We start from the raw sequence: 18,894 nt of genomic DNA on the forward strand, positions 1-18,894 counted from the left end.
TTTATCTTTATAGTGATTTTTCAGAGGCTAATCTGCTTTACTCAGTACCACCGACGGTTAGCGAGTCTAGCTTCAACGTTGGCTGACCAACACCCACTGGCACACTTTGACCAGCCTTACCACACACACCAACACCACGGTCAATGCTTAGGTCATTACCGACCATAGACACCTGCTGCATTGCTTCGATACCAGAACCGATCAGCGTCGCGCCCTTCACTGGGTGAGTGATCTTGCCGTTTTCAATCATGTACGCTTCAGAAGCTGAGAACACAAACTTACCTGATGTGATATCAACCTGACCGCCACCGAAGTTCGGTGCGTAGATGCCTTTCTCAACCGTTGCAATGATCTCTTCCGGTGTGTGTTCGCCCGGCAGCATGTATGTATTCGTCATACGTGGCATTGGAAGATGCGCGTAAGACTCACGACGACCATTACCTGTCGGCGCTACACCCATTAGACGAGCGTTTAGCTTATCTTGCATGTAACCTTTTAGGATGCCGTTTTCGATTAGCGTATTGTACTGACCATTAACACCCTCATCATCAACGTTCAATGAACCGCGTAGATCCGTTAATGTGCCGTCATCAACAATCGTACATAGGCTTGATGTAACTTGCTCACCGATTTTGCCAGAAAATACTGAAGACTCTTTACGGTTGAAATCACCTTCTAAACCGTGGCCTACCGCTTCATGCAGTAGAACACCCGGCCAACCAGAACCAAGAACCACAGGCATTGCACCAGCAGGCGCAGCAACCGCTTCAAGGTTAACTAATGCTTGGCGAATGGCTTCATCAGCGAATTGGTAAGCAACTTGAGAACCGTTAGCATCACTTAAGAAGAAATCGTAACCAAAACGACCACCGCCACCGGCACTGCCACGTTCACGACGATCGCCTTTCTGTGCAAGTACGCTAATTGATAGACGAACCAACGGGCGAATATCACCAGCGAAAGTACCATCAGTTGCCGCAACGAGCATCTGTTCATGTACACCACTTAGGCTCACCGATACTTCAGTTACCATCGGTTCTTTAGTGCGAATGTAAGCATCAAGCGCTTTAAGTAATTCTGTCTTTTGCTGCTTTTCCCAGCTTGCTAGCGGGTTAACTGCATCATAGTAAGCTTGGTTAGAGTTACGTTTGAAAGCTTGTACCTTACCGTTTTGCCCTTGCTTAGCGATACCGCGAGCCGCGATTGCACTCTGTTTAAGGCCATCCAATTGGATTTGGTCAGAGTAAGCAAAACCGGTTTTTTCACCAGATACCGCTCGTACACCAAGACCACAATCGATATTGAAAGAGCCGTCTTTAATAATGCTGTCTTCTAGCACTAAAGATTCATGCCAGCTTGACTGAAAGTAGATATCAGCATAATCAATTTGGCGGGTAGCAATGCTCGCCAATGTATCTGCGATATTTTGCTCCGTCAGCCCTGTTGGGTTCAGTAGCGCTTCTTCAATTTGATTGATGCTCATAAATGGCTCTTATTTGTAATTAAAATTGATTGGTAAATCGAGAATGCTGCGCGATTGGCATATTTTGCCTGATTGATTCGCAACTGGATGTGTCTATCTCAACCACCATACTTTTAGGATCTTGGTCTAGCTGTGCAACCACTCGCCCCCATGGATCAACCACCATTGAGTGTCCCCATGTTTCTCTTTGGCAAGGGTGATTTCCGCCTTGCCCTACCGCGATAATCCACGATTGCGTTTCGATCGCGCGGCATCTTAATAATGCTTCCCAGTGAGCTTGCCCTGTTACTGCGGTAAAAGCTGCCGGTACCACTATGATTTGTGCACCTTGCTTGCGTAACTCTGAATACAAGTGCGGAAAGCGCACATCATAACAAATACTCAAACCTAAGCGACCAAAAGGCGTTTCCGTTGTTACCACTCGGTCACCGGGCGTGAAAATATCCGATTCTCGATAGCACTTATGTGCATCAGCAACATCCACATCAAACATGTGTAACTTATCGTAATGGGCCACTAGACAACCAAAATCATCAATCACCAAGGTTGTGGTAGTCACGCCTTTAGCTGTGCTTATCGGCATACTGCCAATAACAATCCAAATTCGGTAAAGCTTTGCTAGCTCAGAGACTTTCTTTTGCAGTGGGCCATCATTTAGAGGCTCAGCATACTGGTGATAGTCGGCTTTACTGCCAAAGACTAACGCGTTTTCAGGGCACACAACCCACTTAGCCCCCAACTCTTTGCACTTTGCTACTTCTTGAGCAAGATAATCAAAGTTCAAGTCAGGGCGAGGGCCTGATGTCATTTGAATCAACCCAACACAATCCATGTGTATCGCTCCTCCATTCATTATGATTCAGAAATCAGCATTTGACCGTATATTAACCGACTGGCTTGTTATCAACTACTCAGCTAATTTTCTCAATTTTTCGGGTAGCTGGAACTCGCCAGAACTACGAGAAAGCTCACTCACCGTAGGTGAATCCAATGGGCCTTTTACCGAGTAATTCACTTGAGTAAAGACTTCAACCACCGGCGATATAACCGTAGTCACCGCCAATACATACAGCGCCGTTTGAGGCGTTACCGCAAAGGCCGTTAATACTGGAATACCCGAGGTAATATCAGGGGTAAAGTTCACCTCAGCATCGACCAGGCGCGTGTTGAGGTTAGCGATTCCTTTGATCTTCATCTCACCCGCGACCGCATCCATGTTCAGATCGTTCGTTAGGAAGATACCATTTTGAATCTTGCCGGTTCCTGTGATGCTATTGAATGCCATGCCATTATCAAATACGTCCGAGAAGTCGAGCTGCATCTTACGGATAATCGAATCTAGGCTAAACAGCCCCAGTAATCGAGCTGCGCCACTCACATCCGAGATAATACCTTTACCAAATTGGGTTTTAACGTTGCCATCAAGGGTATCCATTTTGATCCCCCAAGGCGAACCATCCCAATTCAATTGACCTTCTAACTCAAAGGGCGCTTTTTGAATCCCGGAAGTAATACCGAAGCGTTCCATTAACTCGCTGTTGTTTTCACCTTCAACATCAAGAGTTAACGATGAGTGACTCTTATCACCTTGCAGTTCCCACCAGCCACTGATATCCGCTTTATTTCCGCCGCTTCGAACCTGAATCTTATTCCACTCAATGCGATCTTCCTGCCTAGTCATCTCAACATCAACCTTACCAACTTTATACCCTTGCAGCCAAAAGTCGTTCAGGGTCAGCGTCAAATTCGGCATCGCATCATGGAGCTTTCTATCCAACTCAGAGATCAACGGTGCTTCTTGCGCCTTACGCTGTAGCAGTTGGTCTTGGTTTTTCTTGTCACTCCACTCAGGAACAAACAGATGCAGGCGATCCAATGAAACAGTCAAATCATAAGGAGGCAAGTAATTGACATCACCTTCTAACTCTTGACTAGAGACTTCCATTTGCCATGCTTGCTTATTTTTTCGAGCGCTAAAATCAACATCATTCCAAGAAATACCACCTAAGATCAGCTCTTTGCTCTCGAAGGTGATGCGACGTGGCGCTGGAATGGTTGGCGTGTTCATCTGGCTAAGGACAGCATCCGATGGTTGCACTGGCTCCATGACTACTGACAGCCAGTCATCGGCATTGAACTTATCGGTACGAATCAAGGCATGGTGCCCTACCACGGGGCTAATTTTATAGCCACCACGACCAAGGACTAAATTGGTCGCCGTTAATTCAGGAACATCGCCGGAAATATCAATCTCAGCTTGGTATTTAGTGCTCGGCAATTGCAGACGCGCGGTAATCGATTCTTGATTGCCCGAGGCTTGTAGCCTTGCAGAACCACTTTCTAATGACTTTTTGGCTAATGGGTATGGGTAATCACTCGCTAAGTATTTGAGGTCTGACTGTAAGTCGAGTTGGTAAGTAAAACCAATATCATTAAGTTGAATATCGATCTGGCTTTGCCATTGTGCATGACCCGACAAACGGCTTAACCACTGCTCTCCGACATACGGCTTTAGAGGATTGACGTCCCAATCACCTAACACATCAAGATCCACTGCATAGCCAGGTCCATCATTAAGACCTTTAAAGTCAACCGAGATACCTTGATTAAGCAAATCAGCGGCAAGACCACTTGCTGTCACGACATCATTATCAAATTCAATACGACCAGTGGTGTTCTCTAGCACCATTGGTGGAGCTTCAATCTCAACATGATTACCACTCAGATCTGCATATCCCCACGCTCTAGGTTCTTGTTCAGAATCAAACGGAATATTAAGCTGGAACTCAGAAGAGACATCACCACTCACTTTAAGCGCAGTTAACGCAGCACCCACAGAATCTACGAGTGGCGAAGCAGTCATGTAATTTCGAACTGCATTACCAGACGCCGTTGCTTTAGCTTCAATTTCGATATGACCGCCTTCCCCTAAATAAGGAATACGACCAGTGATTCGATCTGCCGCCACATCCATCAATTGAGCGGAGCGAGAGTCTAAATACATCGCATCATTTTCAAATAACAGGTCAAGTTGAAGGTCGGTTATCAATGGCCACGCGGTATCGAAGCTGAACTTAGCGTCTTCTAAGCCAACCCAAACTTGGAAAATACCATCATGATTGGTGTACGGGTATTGGGCTAATTCACCATGCCAAAGTAATTTAACGGTGTCGGCCTTACCCGCTTGAATCGCTGTTGAAAGGTAATCGGTTAAGTCTTGGCCAAGTGCCAATGTCGGCAAATAGCGCCATGTCTCACCGACGTTGTAAGCGTCCGCTTCACCATAAAAAGAAAGGTAAGGGCTAGCGTTATCTGGAAAGTCCAAGCGAAATGCGCCTAGTACTTGTAAATCTGGCGTGGCTGCAGTGATTTTGTCCGACCACAGTTTCCAGCCGTTTTCATCTTGCTGCCAAACAATATCAACCTGACCTTGTTTGATATTCAGAGGCGCTTGGAAAACATCACCATAAGGAAACACATCATCAATAACATATAAGCTGGCTTTCGCTTCCGAAGCCGAGCCAAACACATGCCCTGATACTTGGCTAAAGCCAGGGACTAACTCCCATTGTTCGATCGCCAAATCGGAAAAGTTCGCAGAGTAACGCAAGCTTTCAATTCCAGAGCCCATCGCAACGCGAATGTCTGAAACGATACCGCCCGGAGCCAATGCATTGATCATTTGGGTAGATTGCGAAGAATCTGGCATCAACTTGATCAACGGGGTAATGGTTTCAACATCAAGTTCAGAAACATTAAGTTCCCACGGGCCTTTATTCCACTTGAAAGCGACATCAAGCTCAGGCCAAGGCCTGTCATCCGTTCTTAGATTTAGTGAGTGACCATTTACCTGCCATCCACCATCAATTGGTGATAATTTAAAAACACCCGACTCAAGCATCAAGTCATGTTGACCACCTTCATTCCAAGTCAGTTCTGAAGGTAATACCTCAACATAAGCGCTAACTGGCTTGCTATTTCGTAGCGTTAGCCAGCTATTCAAGCTCACCGTGCCCGTCTCAATGCCGGATTCTGCCTGCATATAACGAGTTAACCAAGGCATTACTGAGATACTATCCGCGCTGACATAAAACTCGCCCGTCATATCAGTTAAAGAACCACCATCAACAAAGTTAGCACTTACTGACAAAGAGTTGAGGTTAGCGTCTTTAATACTTACTACACCCTCCGCAAGGTGATGTTTACCTGAGTTTTGCCATTTTAAAGTTTCGAGATCAAGCTGACGTTCTTCACCAGAGATAGTTCGATATAGAAGAGAGGAATCTTTAGCGGTCACATCCACCAAAGTTTTTAAAAGTAAATTGTCCAGCTCCTGCATCACTCGCTTGGAAGAGCCGGGGTCTTTAGGTACATCTTTACCGTTTTGCCCGGCAAATAGATCAATTGAGCGGATGTCGAGGTACATTTGATTCATGACCAAATCGGCCACGACAGGACGCATCTGCACGACCGATTGAATCAAGTCAAACTCAACTTCAACACGCTCAACAGAGAAAGCTACATCTTCTGCGTTGGGAAGGCTAGCCTTAACACCTTGCAGAGCAATAGAGGGATGAGTGTTACGCCAAAAACCACCCACATCTTGAATAGAAAACTCAAAACCGGAATGTTGGTTTACCCAAAGCTCAATTTCAGATTGATACTTATTTAAATTGGGTAAGGCTACACGCAGTGTAGTGACAGCAATGGCTAGTGTTACTAAGAGAGTAACCACTAACCATAAACATGTACGAAGAATCAGAGTAACGCTTGAACTCACAAAATATCCATTACATCATAACAACATCAAACTGCTCTTGTATGTACAGAGGCTCAGCCTGGATTTTAACTTGCTTACCAATAAACACTTCAAGCTCAGCAAGCGCGTGAGATTCCTCGCCTTCTAACGCCTCGGCAACGGCAGCCGCCGCATAAACAACAAACTTATCGGCGTCATACGCGCGATTCACTCGTGTGATCTCTCGAAGAATTTCATAACAAACGGTTTCAACTGTCTTCACGCTACCGCGACCTTCACAAGCAGGGCAGCTAGAACACAGAATATGCTCAATACTTTCACGAGTACGTTTACGAGTCATCTCAACCAAACCAAGCTGTGTGAAGCCATTAATGTTGGTTTTCACACGGTCTTTGTCTAATGCAGCTTCTAAAGAAGTTAGTACTCGCTTACGGTGTTCTTCAGACAGCATATCAATAAAATCGATAATGATGATGCCGCCTAAGTTACGAAGGCGAAGTTGACGAGCAATAGCTTGTGTCGCTTCGACGTTAGTATTGAAAATCGTCTCTTCTAGATTACGACGACCAACAAAGGCACCAGTATTGATGTCGACGGTTGTCATCGCTTCTGTTTGGTCGATAATCAGATACCCACCAGACTTCAATTCGACTTTGCGATCCAATGAACGTTGAATTTCGTTCTCGGTATCGTACATATCAAAGATAGGCTTATCACCTTCATACAACTCAAGCTTGTCTGTTAGCTCAGGCACGTATTCAGAAGTAAACTCTTTTAGATTTTCATATTCTAGACGAGAATCGACCTGAATCTTGCTCAGCTCAGTACCGACAAAATCACGTAAGATACGTTGGCTTAAGCACAACTCACCATACAAGCGAGTACGAGCTTTGTGCTTACCACGACGTTCTAACACCTTTAGCCATAATCGCTTCAAGAATGCGGCATCTTGCGCCAACTCATTTGAATCTGCGCCTTCTGCTGCCGTGCGGATGATAAAGCCACCGTGCTCGTCACAGTAACGAGACACGACTTTTTTTAGGCGGTTGCGTTCTGACTCACTATCAATTCTCTGAGAAACACCAACGTGGCTTGCGCCCGGCATGAATACCAGATAACGAGATGGCAAAGTAATGTCTGTGGTTAGACGGGCACCTTTGGTACCAAGAGGATCTTTGACCACTTGAACGACAATATCTTGCCCTTGGCGAACAAGCTCTGAAATATCACGAACCTGAAATTGCTTCTTTTCATTCTCAGCAACACATTCAGTGTGGGGGACAATATCAGAGGCGTGCAAAAAAGCTGCTTTATCAAGGCCAATATCCACAAATGCCGCCTGCATTCCAGGCAAAACACGGCTTACACGTCCTTTGTAGATATTTCCTACGATCCCGCGTCGAGCATCTCGTTCGACATGGATCTCTTGAAGAGCTCCCCCTTCAATCATGGCCACACGAGTCTCACTCGGGGTCACGTTCAGCAACAATTCAGCACTCATGGTGCACCTCAGATTAGTAATTATAAGAATTCTTGCAGTAGCTGGTCCGTTTCAAATAAAGGTAAGCCGACAACGGCGTAATAACTACCTTCGATTCGGGTAACAAAGCGTCCGCCCAAACCTTGGATCCCATAGCTACCAGCTTTATCGCATGGCTCCCCTGTTTGCCAGTATTGTTCTATTTCTTTTTCACTGAGGGGTTTAAACCATACGTCGGTAATAATGATTTCTGTCTTTTGTTTTTCTTCCGATACAACAGAAACTGCCGTCATCACTTGGTGACGATCATTCGCTAACTGAGTAAGCATACGCTTAGAGTCAGCAAGGTCTATTGGCTTCTCGAGCACTTGCCCTTGGCTTACGACGACTGTGTCAGAGCCCAGAACCACTGTTTCAGAATCAAGAGAACTAGCAACTACAGTATCAGAACCAGAAGCAACATGCTGTTTTTCAGAAGGGTTACCTTTCAATAAAGACAACGCAGCTAAGGCTTTATCTAAAGATAGTCGCTTAACGTACTCTTCGGCGGTTTCTTGAGCGTGTTTACACTCTTCGACATCAGTTACAAGGACAGAAAACTCATAACCGAGTTGAGATAACAATTCTTTGCGGCGTGGAGAGCCGGATGCCAAAACTAAATGTTTCTTTTCCATCGTCACTCTACCTTACATGCCAATGGCGACGTACACGTCTCATTAATAAAAACATCCAAGGCCAAAGTATACAGTTTATCAATGCGCTCCATAGCGATAACGGATTGAAAACGACATCTTGGATCAAATATTCACCAAAGAATATCAGCACTTCAAACAACACTGTTAAGGCTGCAATGATTATCGCTTGCTGCCATAGCGCCATATTTCGAATCACGAGGAAGTTCATTGCAATAATGTACATTACTATTGCCATCATCATGCCTCTAATACCGAGAGTCGAACCGATCAAAAGGTCCCACAATAAGCCCAGTACTAGAGCACTACCAACGTTAACTCTGTAAGGTAACGCTAAAACCCAATAGCAGGTAACCAGTAATAACCAAGATGGCCTGAATAGGTCTAAACTACCCGGCCAAGGGATCGTTTGTAGAATAAGTGCTATCAAAAATGAGCAGCCAATTACGACTTTGCTTCTTAAAACGCTATTGGCCATTTTCACCTTCTAACAATGCTTGTTCGATACTGGATTGTTCTGCTTGCATCTGTTTATTTTCATCAGGCCACACAAGCAACAAGTATCTGAGCTTATCAAACTCAACTACAGGTTCTGCTTTAATAACGGCGAACTCACGCTTCGGATCATAATCAACGGCAGTCACATAAGCGACTGGGTAACCCTCTGGATATACACCACCAAGTCCAGATGTCACCAGCAGATCTTCTTCTTGGATATCTGTACTGGTTGGAATGTGCTCTAACTGGATCTCATCAATCATGCCATTACCAGAAGCAATAACACGTATATCGTTACGAATAACCTGAACAGGAATTGCGTTATTTGCATCAGTCAGTAGCAAAACACGACTATTATGAGCAGCAACAAAAGTGACTTGACCAACAATGCCTTTTTCATTGATCACAGGCTGACCTTCGTACACTCCATCAATCTGACCTTTGTCGATCACGACTTGATGTCGGTATGGTGAAGTATCCACCGCCATAACCTCTGTGACGACCTTCTTCTCATCACGAATAAACGGAGAGCCTAATAGCTTGCGAAGGCGCTTGTTTTCTTCTTGATATTGCTCAAGCAGAATCAACTCGCTCTTCAGTCGCAAGACTTCTCGTTTAATATTATGGTTGGATTCAATGAGCCCTTTACGAGTACTAAAACGGTCGTATACGCCATCAAACATGGTGCGAGGCAAATTAGCGGCATACTGAATTGGCGCAACCATGCTGTTTAATAGATAGCGGACATTTGAGAATGCATCTAAACGACTATCAGCCAGCATAAGGCTGGCTGATAATGTTACAGCAAAAAACAGGCGCAATTGTAGAGAGGGACCTCTACCAAAAATTGGCTTCATTCTATATTTGGTCCTAGAGCGACATTTGATCCTATAGACAAGGTGTTAGGCTCTTTACATAAAACTAGATAAGAAAAGAGCCTAACACTAGATACTATTCTTCGCTGAAAAGATCACCGCCGTGCATGTCGATCATCTCTAGAGCTTTACCACCGCCTAGAGCAACACACGTTAATGGCTCTTCCGCCACAACAACAGGGATACCCGTTTCTTCAGTTAGCAGGCGATCAAGGTCTTTAAGCAGTGCACCACCACCTGTCAGTACCATACCGTTTTCTGAGATATCAGAAGCAAGCTCTGGTGGACACTGTTCAAGTGCAACCATGACTGCAGATACGATGCCAGATAAAGGTTCTTGAAGCGCTTCAAGGATTTCATTTGAGTTCAGGCTAAAGCTACGAGGAACACCTTCAGCAAGGTTACGACCACGTACTTCAATCTCATCGACTTCATCGCCTGGGTAAGCAGAACCGATTTCGTGTTTGATCTTTTCGGCTGTTGCTTCACCGATCAAGCTGCCGTAGTTACGACGAACGTAGTTGATGATAGCTTCATCAAAACGGTCACCACCGATACGTACAGAAGACGAGTAAACCACGCCGTTTAGTGAGATAACGGCAACTTCAGTCGTACCACCACCGATATCAACCACCATTGAACCTGTTGGCTCAGATACACGTAGGCCTGCACCAATCGCAGCAGCCATAGGCTCATCGATTAGGTAAACCTCACGAGCACCAGCACCCAGTGCTGATTCACGGATTGCACGGCGCTCAACTTGCGTTGAACCACAAGGAACACAAACCAATACGCGAGGGCTTGGTTTAAGAACACTGTTATCATGCACTTGCTTAATGAAGTGCTGAAGCATTTTTTCCGTTACGTAAAAGTCAGCAATTACGCCGTCTTTCATTGGACGGATTGCTGAGATATTACCAGGCGTACGGCCAAGCATTTGCTTAGCAGCGTGACCAACCGCAGCGACACTCTTTGCAGAACCCGCACGATCTTGGCGGATAGCTACAACTGAAGGCTCATCAAGAACAATGCCTTGGCCTTTTACATATATAAGGGTATTGGCAGTACCTAAATCAATCGATAGGTCGTTTGAAAACATGCCACGAAGCTTTTTAAACATATTCTTCGCTCATCCTGCAAGAATTAGAAGACAAAAATTGCACTAAATGTACCAATGCCTTGCTGTCACGGCAAGGCATTGAAGTATAAACATGGACTGAAACCCACAATTTCTTACAGATTCCTAACTTAACAGCCAAAAAATCATATTATTGCTGACCTATTAAGCCACTTTCACCTCGGTAGATCACACGATCGTTCCCGCGATGGATACCAAAGGTGACTACTGTTGATGGATCTTCTTCACCGTCAACTTCAACTCGATTCGCATCTTGCCAACGATAACGAAGCCAAGGAGCAACATTTCCACCACGATTCAGCTCTAACCAAAGTTGAGTTTGCTGTCGGATCGGATTTGACTGAGCCACCTGTATTGAATTAGATATACCATTCACAACACCACCACCCCCTGAAAAATTTACATCAGCGGCCGTAGCTCCCGTTTCAACCCAAATATCTCGGTTGTCACCTTCCGTATTTATACCGGCTAAATTAGTCGAGTTATCACCTTCATGAGTGACAAAACTTGTTCCATCCCAATGCTCAATACGAAGCGGAATATTCATACCACCTCCAGCGACACTACCAACACTATCCATGACCGCACGACCAAAGCGAATAGTAGGCTGAACCGTTAGTAATCGAGGAGTACCATTATAGTGATAGCTAATAGGATCGACGTTGTTCCCCACAGCATCAATTGAAATCGTCGAGGTTGCACTTACCGCGGTATTGAATGGTCCATCCTCATAGCCATCAACCGATGATGCTTTAGCCCAACACAACTCGCTAGCACAGTTAGTAGAAGCCGAATTCTCATGTAGCGTAAATGTGCCAATACTCTTATCCGAGGCGGAAGCCCACGACTTACTCGGAGTCCCAGAATGAAAACGACTGACAAAAACAGGGTTAGCCTCATACAAAGCAAAGTTAGCGGTAATTGTTGGATTAAAATATCCATAGTTCTTCACCGCAGTGAGTTGTAGACTCAGTGCTTCCACATCAAATGTAACGCCGTCAAAAGGCTGATTCATGTATGCATATGATTGATTTCCCGGGTAATCCCACACCGCATTGTTCACCACTTGAAAATATTTAGGATAAAAACGACCAGCGGTTGTTTTATAACCTGGCACCGTCATCCCATTCAGGTAGTCCGGTTTGTCTGCCCATAGTTTAATGCTACCTACTTCAGACCAAGCTAAGCTCTTATACGCGTAGCCATTCAACCACATATCAGCAGGGATAGGTTGCGGTGACAATTCATCACCACTGTTTTTATTACCAACGCTTAATACGCCATTATGGCCATTACTCGGGCTTTCAAGAGCATAATTGACATACACAACTTCATCATCAAAGCCAGATACTGAAAGAGCCCTACATAAATCCCCCGAAAATGAACTGTCAATGAGACCGTCATTATTACGATCAGCACTAGGCTCCCAAGCTATCGCACTAACCGCTAAGTAAGCAGTATTACCTGCGGCGATAAATGAAGCTCCTCCTGTTGAGCTACCGGAAGGGAATGGGGCATTTGGTACACCGGAGTTATCTTGGCAACTCACCAAAGCAAATGGCCTAACATACACATCAATAGAACTCTGTAAGCCTTTCCAATTGGGTATAGATTGATTCGAGGGCTGCCAGTCAGCATCTGCCAAATGAAGTTTTATATGACCAGCCGACCAGTATTGAGAAGTCAGTTTTGCAACACCATTTTTAAAGGCAATATTGTTCACTTTGGTTCCATTTAAAGGTGAACTACCGACCTTGATGCTATACGAATTGAGAAATAGCTCATTATTCCAACCACTATTGCCTTGAGTTATCTGCTCATAGGAAGCATAAAGCGATTTAGCTCCATCATAATCCGATATTTTCTGACACGCCCTTGGGTTAGCCGCTCCTGATGCCACTGCGGTAACTTCGGTCTCAAATGTTCGGAAAGCAACCTGCCCCTTACCTCCATCAACCCTTTGTTTATCTTCAATTTTAAATCCATAAGGTACAAATTGATAAGGTCCACCTGTTGCACTTATGTTACTTTGCCCTCGAATCGAAGCAGAAATTGAAACCGGAGATAGACCAATACTTGACAGGGATTTGGTGTAAGTAGCCATCTGCCCTGCGACGAAATCATGAGTCAATGACGTAGAGCAGGAGTTATCAGAATTTAACCAACACGCATCACCCGAGCTGTTATTTGGAATAGTAACATCAAGCGTCCCAGTGTAATTATTGACAGGTTGCTTGGTTATTTTATCGACCAACTTAAAGTTTATAGGAATACCGGTACAAGCTAACCCAGAGCTAGAGCCTGGAGTAATAACCAACTCTGGCTCAGAAAAACATTGGCTTTCCCCGGTAATCTGAGATGCTCCACTCATATGAAGGTCACGAACGGTAACCGCACCGTACACATGTGATCCATTAGATAACCGAACCTCCCCCTCGCTGTAAATCAATGCTTTGATTTGTGATTGACTGGATAAATCCATTTCACAACCATATGCAGGGCACGTTTGTCCAGATGAACCTTTAGTAGGGTCATACCCAACTATTACAAGGTTATCTGCATTACCTGAATTATTAATCCTTGAATTATTCGATAAATTTAAGTATCGAGTATGAATAATCACCTTCCCTTGAATATTCAAGGAAGAGTGGGTATTGATATTCAAAGAATTAAAATAGTAGTCGCCAGCAGTCAGTGTCACGGTTGACTGACCAATTGATAAGCTCTTTTGAGATAAAGGTGTTAACGTTTTTGTTGTATTCCAGATATCACTACCTGAATTTGTTATCAGGAAATCATCCAGTTTAGATTGTACAATTTGCTTTGTGGGATCGTTAGTACACGATATCCCATCACATTTCACTGCATTCCCAAATTGAGCACTTCCAAACCCGACCTTTCTTTGGCCAGCCTCCAATAACGCATTGGTAATTTTAGATTGGTTCCACATCTCAATACTGCTACCTGACGAGTTTCTCCAACCTTGAACTGCAGAAGGAAAAGCCGAACAGTAGTTTTTCGTAAACTTAGGGAGCTTATTGACTTGAAAAGCAAAGTACCCGATCTTTTCGTCAGTATGAGACCTCCATCCTTTTGAACCACTCAGAGACAGATCTTCATCAACAACAAGTCCTACTTGATAGTCATTATCGTCACTGCCGTTATGCTTCACGCTACAAAGTCTCAACCAACCACCTTGACCTCCTTTACGGGTGACTTTACTTGCGACAATTCCAGGTAGGGACTGATATTCGTTTTCAAGATCATGCATATCATTACAAGATTTAAGGATAGGTTTTGAGGATCCGCTGTCATCATCAAGAGAAATGCGGCCAAACTCATAATTAATTCCGTTTGACGTGCCATCATGTTCATCTGAAATTAAAAACGCTATTTTTTCTGGCTGAGAAGGCGGGTTATTTGTATCCACACGAGTCAGCTCTAAATAGAATTTGGCACTCGTTTGATTTACGTCATCAATGCCGGCAGTTAACCATCGGTTCGTCGAGCTATTAATCTGAGCAAATACAACGGGATCATCATCCCCTATTCGATGTGAGCTAAACCTTGAATAAGGGACTGACTCCCACTTAGGATCGCTTTTTTTTCCATGCGCTTGATACGCTTTGGTATCGAGGTAACCTGCAATTGCCTTATGTCCATCACTGAATGTTATAGTGCCGGGTTCAACCACAAGGTAACTAATCGAAGACATTGGTTTTGAAGCAAGATTGTAATTCCAGTGTTGAGGAGCAACTTCTTGGTGGAATGTCGCTTGCGTTGAACTGATGTTTTTTATAGAAAGTGTTGCAGGCGCATCACTATCAGGATTAACAGGATCAATCGTTGGCATAAGAAATACCAATGGAGTCGTTCTATAGGTTTTATTGAAGGTGATCGTGCAATCGCTAGCTTTACAGTTGGCTGAGTCCAAACGACCGAACTCAAAGCGAGCATCATCAAATTTTGTTACGGGTGGAGGAGGTAATGCTCCACAGCTACCACTACTAATACAATATTTATCGCTATCGTAAAATTGTGTTCCTTTTAAGTTCAATCTCAAATATGGGTAAAATTTATCAACACCTGTTTTTTGAGACAAATTGATCGCAAAAGGAGAACCTTTTACTACTCCATCAACAGAGTAGGTAATTATGCCTTTAATATGCCTAGCATTATAATTTGAAGTTCGTGTAAATTTAACTTGGAAAGTTCTTTGTTTTCTTTCTGATACATAGTCTCTTTCATAAACATTAGAGCTATAACCTTGATAAACAGTATCATCGGTCCAAATTGGGAAATAGTAAGTTCCTTCCAAACGAGCACGATTTTTTCCATCAGAATCAATTTGAAAAGTGAAACAAAAACCATTTCGAGCATCTACCCATGCCCCTTTAGATAAACACTGATTAGCCAATGCATTAGTTTGAAACAACACACTAAAAAGAATAAAAAATACGAGGCTAACTCTACTAAGTAGGCGCATTTATATTACTCCCCTCACCCACACATCTTGACTACGTTGCATTAAATTCACACCCGTTCCGCACATTGCGACCGCTCTTACTGTGTATAACTGAGAACTATCGACAAGTTGACCACCTGTTGGTGAGCACGTTATTTGAACATCTGCACATGTAATTGTCGTTGCGAAGTTCATTGCTGTTCCATTCAAGTTTGTACACTCTGCAGCCACATCAAATGAAACCGTTGTGTTGGCTCTAGGTGGATATATCTGCATTAAGGCTCGCTCTATTGCCGAATGAGCTAAAAGATGGGCTTGAGTACCAATCACATCTTTTGTATGTGCGTCATTATTGGACCACTCTATGCGGCTTAAGGTTGTAGCAAGAAACCCCATCACCACCAAGACAAAGATGACGACAATATACAGGCTTCCGACTTGTCTTTTTTTAAGGAACATTGATCACCTGTATGTCTTGCTGGAAATTGGTCAGTTCATCCCCGACTTGGTTTCTAAATTCAAACTCAAGATGGACGATACCATTACGCTGAACATTTGCGGGTTGATAGTCTAAATCCCCAGTCACTCCCGTATCCGAAATTGGGATTAGCGCGCCATTACCTTCACTTCTCCATACTCGGCCATTCACAATGCAATAGGTGACGCGGCCATTAGGATTGTAAATATAATGTCGATTTGAAACCGAATTACCCACAAGGTTTACAGACTCATTAGCAAGCAAGAAAGTATTATTGGTTGCAGTTACAGTAGCTAAGGGGAAAATATTATTGGTCGGCGCCGCCTCTGTAGGGTTTATCACTAAAGATAATGGGATTAGCGCAGCTGTCGTCAGTGTATTATCAGCCGTAACGAATTGAATATCATCGCCCGACACCGCATAAATCCCAGAGGTAACGATAGGGAAAAATGAAACACAGCGAGCTCCCGGGACGACAGCATTCTGATTGAACATATTCGGTACAGCATGACGCACTTCACGAGTGATTTTTTCCAAGACAAACTTGGCTTGAGTTTGTAAACGCTGCCTATCTACGGTGTCCGCATAGCCACGCGCACCCAATTCAACAAACCCAGCAATGCCTACAACTAAAATGCTACCAACAATCATGGTGATAATCATTTCAATAAGAGTGAAACCTTGCCTTCTCATTAGTAATTCCCTCGATAGGCATCCAGCACGATAGGAGGATAATTTGAGGCCGAGATCGTTAGGTTGATTCTTTTCATTTGATCGACCATTTGGTACGTCACATCAACATCTAGGCGGTAGTTTCTGTAGGTTGTTGCGCCATTTTCATCCAGTAATAGATTAAGGTCTCGACACCCGTTAGTTGCACCGGGTTCCCAACACCCATCATAGTCATCGACATCATTGTATAGAGCAATGTCAGCCTCTTCTGGGCCAAAGTTAGCCTCAGCAGTGCAATTCACACCAGACGCCCCCTCACCGCATCTAAATTCCCCACCATCAAAATCACTATTCTCGTCGAACCCTCGAGCAAGAATCATCGACATCACGCTTTGCCCTAGCGCGGCTGAACGAGTCTGATAATGAGGATCACCAGATCGACTAACCTGAGGCGCTAAAAAGTTTATGATGGTCATCATCGCGAGCCCCATAACCACAATCACAATCACACTTTCAATTAATGTAAAACCACGTTCTTTTACAGGTGATTTATGAATACTATTCATGAGCACACCCCATTTTCGACATAACCTTGCGCGTTAATTTCCACACGGCAGGTATTCACATTTGAAGTAATCGTAATCACCACACCAGCGGCGATGTTCACTTCTACCCCGGCAGGTGTTTCACCTGTTGTAGGGTTGCCTAATAAATCAAAGTTAACTAGAGATAGAGGAATGGCTGGAGTGGTATCAGATGCAGCCGTTAAGTTAACTCCGTTGAGCATAACCCAATCACTCCGCGCTTGGCTTCGCGCGGTACAGCTCACTTCCGAGCCGATACAATTCCCAACGATAGCGAGAATAAAATTGCTCTCTCCAACGACGGCCCCAAGGTCCACATTGGACTGCATACGATTCACTTGAACTTGGCGGACAACAGAAGTTACTTGCTCTTGAGCTGCAAAGGCAGAAAAACTATCCCTTCCAGAAAGACGGCTAGCAGCGTAGGCAGAGACAATCGCGATCAACAAGATCACAATGATTAACTCGACTAAAGTAAAACCTTGTTGCTGAAATCCGATGTTTCTGTATGTTCTATTGAATTGATTCACCGAAATCCAATCCGCTAAATATTTGATAGTTTGAAGATTAAGTGTAACTCAGGGAAAGGAAGTTGTCTTTGTCGCTTACCTAAATTTCAGATAGAAAAAAGGCCAGCAATGCTGGCCTTGATAATGCGAATAAACGACTAACAACCGTTGTTATTAACTGTCACTGTCGGTGGTACTGAGTTTGTACCAGCTTCATTAAGAAGGTAGCTAACAAAACAAGTTGTAGGAGCTGCAATTAAAGCTGTACCTGTTTGGAAAGTTGCAAACAAAGTATCATTTGCTGCATCTTCAAATACAGCCCAATCACCTGTAGTTGTAACGTCAAGGCCATCAACAACAGCTACGATACCAGCAGATGTCGCAGCAGGGTATCCTAGATGCAGAGTTGTGCCATCAGCCAAAGCTGCATTATTAGCCGCTGTTATATTTTCAACACCTTCAATAGCAGCCCTTCCAAAGACAATACCTGACGCACCGGCCATTGCACCTCTTAAACCTTGTAAAGATGCTTCACGAGCATCACCTTGTAAGTTTAGAAAACGAGGTGCTGCAGTAACTGCAAGAATACCTAGAATAACAATTACCACCACTAGTTCTATTAGGGTGAAACCGCTTTGTTTTTTCATAGTCTTTTCTCTCTATGTATATTTAAACGCAGGTTTACTGCAGTGTTACGGTCACACGACCAGTTCTAATCTCGTAAACGAATTGATGCTGAGTACCGCCTTCCAATTGAATGTAAGTGCAGTAGTCATTGCTATTATCCGCTTGCGCTGAATATTTGTAATTCGAACCATTAGCCACATTGGTTAATGTTCCAACTTTAGGAGGATTCTGAAGTAGATTTTCCATTAAATCGACACACGAAGCATCAGTCACATCATTAGACGGAGCTGAAGCTGAATTTGTGTTTATAGACCATGGGTAGCCGTCTCTAAAATTAGTGCTTCCATTGCTACTTGTTGATCTGGTTAGCCAAAAATCAACACCATCGTAATTTACAGTATTGTATGTTTCAACACCAATTCTTTCTGATGGACGAGCTTCTGCTTCCCATTGCGCTCTTGCTGAAAGTACGCCTGTCGCAAAACCACCCGCGACACCTTCAATACTGGCTTTCTTGGCTTCGTCTGTCACATCCAAGAAACGGGGTAAAGCTGCAACAGCTAATAAACCCACAACAACAATCACTATGACTAACTCGACTAGGGAGAAACCCTTTTGATTTTTAAGCACTTTC

At 44.0% G+C, this 18,894-nt stretch carries 15 protein-coding genes; all 15 read right to left on the reverse strand.

Features of this window, described 5'->3' with window-relative positions; translation table 11 throughout:
• Positions 1 to 37: 37 nt before the first annotated feature.
• Complete coding sequence (gene tldD, locus ACED53_RS06040) at positions 38 to 1,483, reverse strand: metalloprotease TldD (RefSeq protein WP_009847843.1); 1,446 nt, start codon at positions 1,481 to 1,483, stop codon at positions 38 to 40.
• A gap of 19 nt (positions 1,484 to 1,502) precedes the next feature.
• On the reverse strand, positions 1,503 to 2,315 hold the full coding sequence (locus tag ACED53_RS06045) for a carbon-nitrogen hydrolase family protein (protein ID WP_017098898.1): 813 nt from the start codon (positions 2,313 to 2,315) through the stop codon (positions 1,503 to 1,505).
• Between the two features lie 75 nt (positions 2,316 to 2,390).
• Positions 2,391 to 6,263, reverse strand: coding sequence for a YhdP family protein (locus ACED53_RS06050; protein ID WP_017100578.1), 3,873 nt, complete (start codon positions 6,261 to 6,263; stop codon positions 2,391 to 2,393).
• A 10-nt stretch (positions 6,264 to 6,273) separates the two neighbouring features.
• Entirely contained in the window at positions 6,274 to 7,743 is a 1,470-nt protein-coding gene (rng, locus tag ACED53_RS06055; protein ID WP_009847846.1) for a ribonuclease G, read from the reverse strand.
• 20 nt (positions 7,744 to 7,763) lie between these two features.
• Positions 7,764 to 8,396, reverse strand: coding sequence for a nucleoside triphosphate pyrophosphatase (locus ACED53_RS06060; protein WP_017098896.1), 633 nt, complete (start codon positions 8,394 to 8,396; stop codon positions 7,764 to 7,766).
• Between the two features lie 7 nt (positions 8,397 to 8,403).
• Positions 8,404 to 8,892, reverse strand: a complete 489-nt coding sequence (mreD, locus tag ACED53_RS06065; protein WP_009847848.1) for a rod shape-determining protein MreD — start codon at positions 8,890 to 8,892, stop codon at positions 8,404 to 8,406.
• Entirely contained in the window at positions 8,882 to 9,769 is an 888-nt protein-coding gene (gene mreC, locus ACED53_RS06070) for a rod shape-determining protein MreC (RefSeq protein ID WP_012603147.1), read from the reverse strand. Before mreC ends, mreD begins: the two co-directional genes overlap by 11 nt.
• 94 nt (positions 9,770 to 9,863) lie before the next feature.
• Entirely contained in the window at positions 9,864 to 10,907 is a 1,044-nt protein-coding gene (locus tag ACED53_RS06075; protein ID WP_009847850.1) for a rod shape-determining protein, read from the reverse strand.
• Positions 10,908 to 11,055: 148 nt separating this feature from the next.
• Positions 11,056 to 15,411, reverse strand: coding sequence for a DUF6701 domain-containing protein (locus ACED53_RS06080; protein ID WP_241816664.1), 4,356 nt, complete (start codon positions 15,409 to 15,411; stop codon positions 11,056 to 11,058).
• Positions 15,412 to 15,849, reverse strand: a complete 438-nt coding sequence (locus ACED53_RS06085; RefSeq protein ID WP_017098893.1) for a hypothetical protein — start codon at positions 15,847 to 15,849, stop codon at positions 15,412 to 15,414.
• Positions 15,839 to 16,561 carry a PilW family protein gene (locus tag ACED53_RS06090; RefSeq protein WP_017100580.1) on the reverse strand — a complete coding sequence of 241 codons (723 nt, stop codon included), beginning with the start codon at positions 16,559 to 16,561 and terminating at the stop codon, positions 15,839 to 15,841. The genes ACED53_RS06085 and ACED53_RS06090 overlap by 11 nt, the downstream gene beginning before the upstream one ends.
• Positions 16,561 to 17,112 (reverse strand): prepilin-type N-terminal cleavage/methylation domain-containing protein, encoded by a 552-nt coding sequence (locus ACED53_RS06095; RefSeq protein ID WP_017100581.1) that lies wholly within the window; start codon positions 17,110 to 17,112, stop codon positions 16,561 to 16,563. Before ACED53_RS06095 ends, ACED53_RS06090 begins: the two co-directional genes overlap by 1 nt.
• Positions 17,103 to 17,654 (reverse strand): prepilin-type N-terminal cleavage/methylation domain-containing protein, encoded by a 552-nt coding sequence (locus ACED53_RS06100; protein WP_017100582.1) that lies wholly within the window; start codon positions 17,652 to 17,654, stop codon positions 17,103 to 17,105. Before ACED53_RS06100 ends, ACED53_RS06095 begins: the two co-directional genes overlap by 10 nt.
• 137 nt (positions 17,655 to 17,791) lie before the next feature.
• Positions 17,792 to 18,280 (reverse strand): type II secretion system protein, encoded by a 489-nt coding sequence (locus ACED53_RS06105; protein WP_017101376.1) that lies wholly within the window; start codon positions 18,278 to 18,280, stop codon positions 17,792 to 17,794.
• Positions 18,281 to 18,314: 34 nt separating this feature from the next.
• Positions 18,315 to 18,890 (reverse strand): prepilin-type N-terminal cleavage/methylation domain-containing protein, encoded by a 576-nt coding sequence (locus ACED53_RS06110; RefSeq protein WP_009847857.1) that lies wholly within the window; start codon positions 18,888 to 18,890, stop codon positions 18,315 to 18,317.
• Between the last annotated feature and the right edge of the window lie 4 nt (positions 18,891 to 18,894).

Source organism: Vibrio sp. 1F169, assembly GCF_041439605.1.
GTDB classification, from domain to species: domain Bacteria; phylum Pseudomonadota; class Gammaproteobacteria; order Enterobacterales; family Vibrionaceae; genus Vibrio; species Vibrio tasmaniensis_A.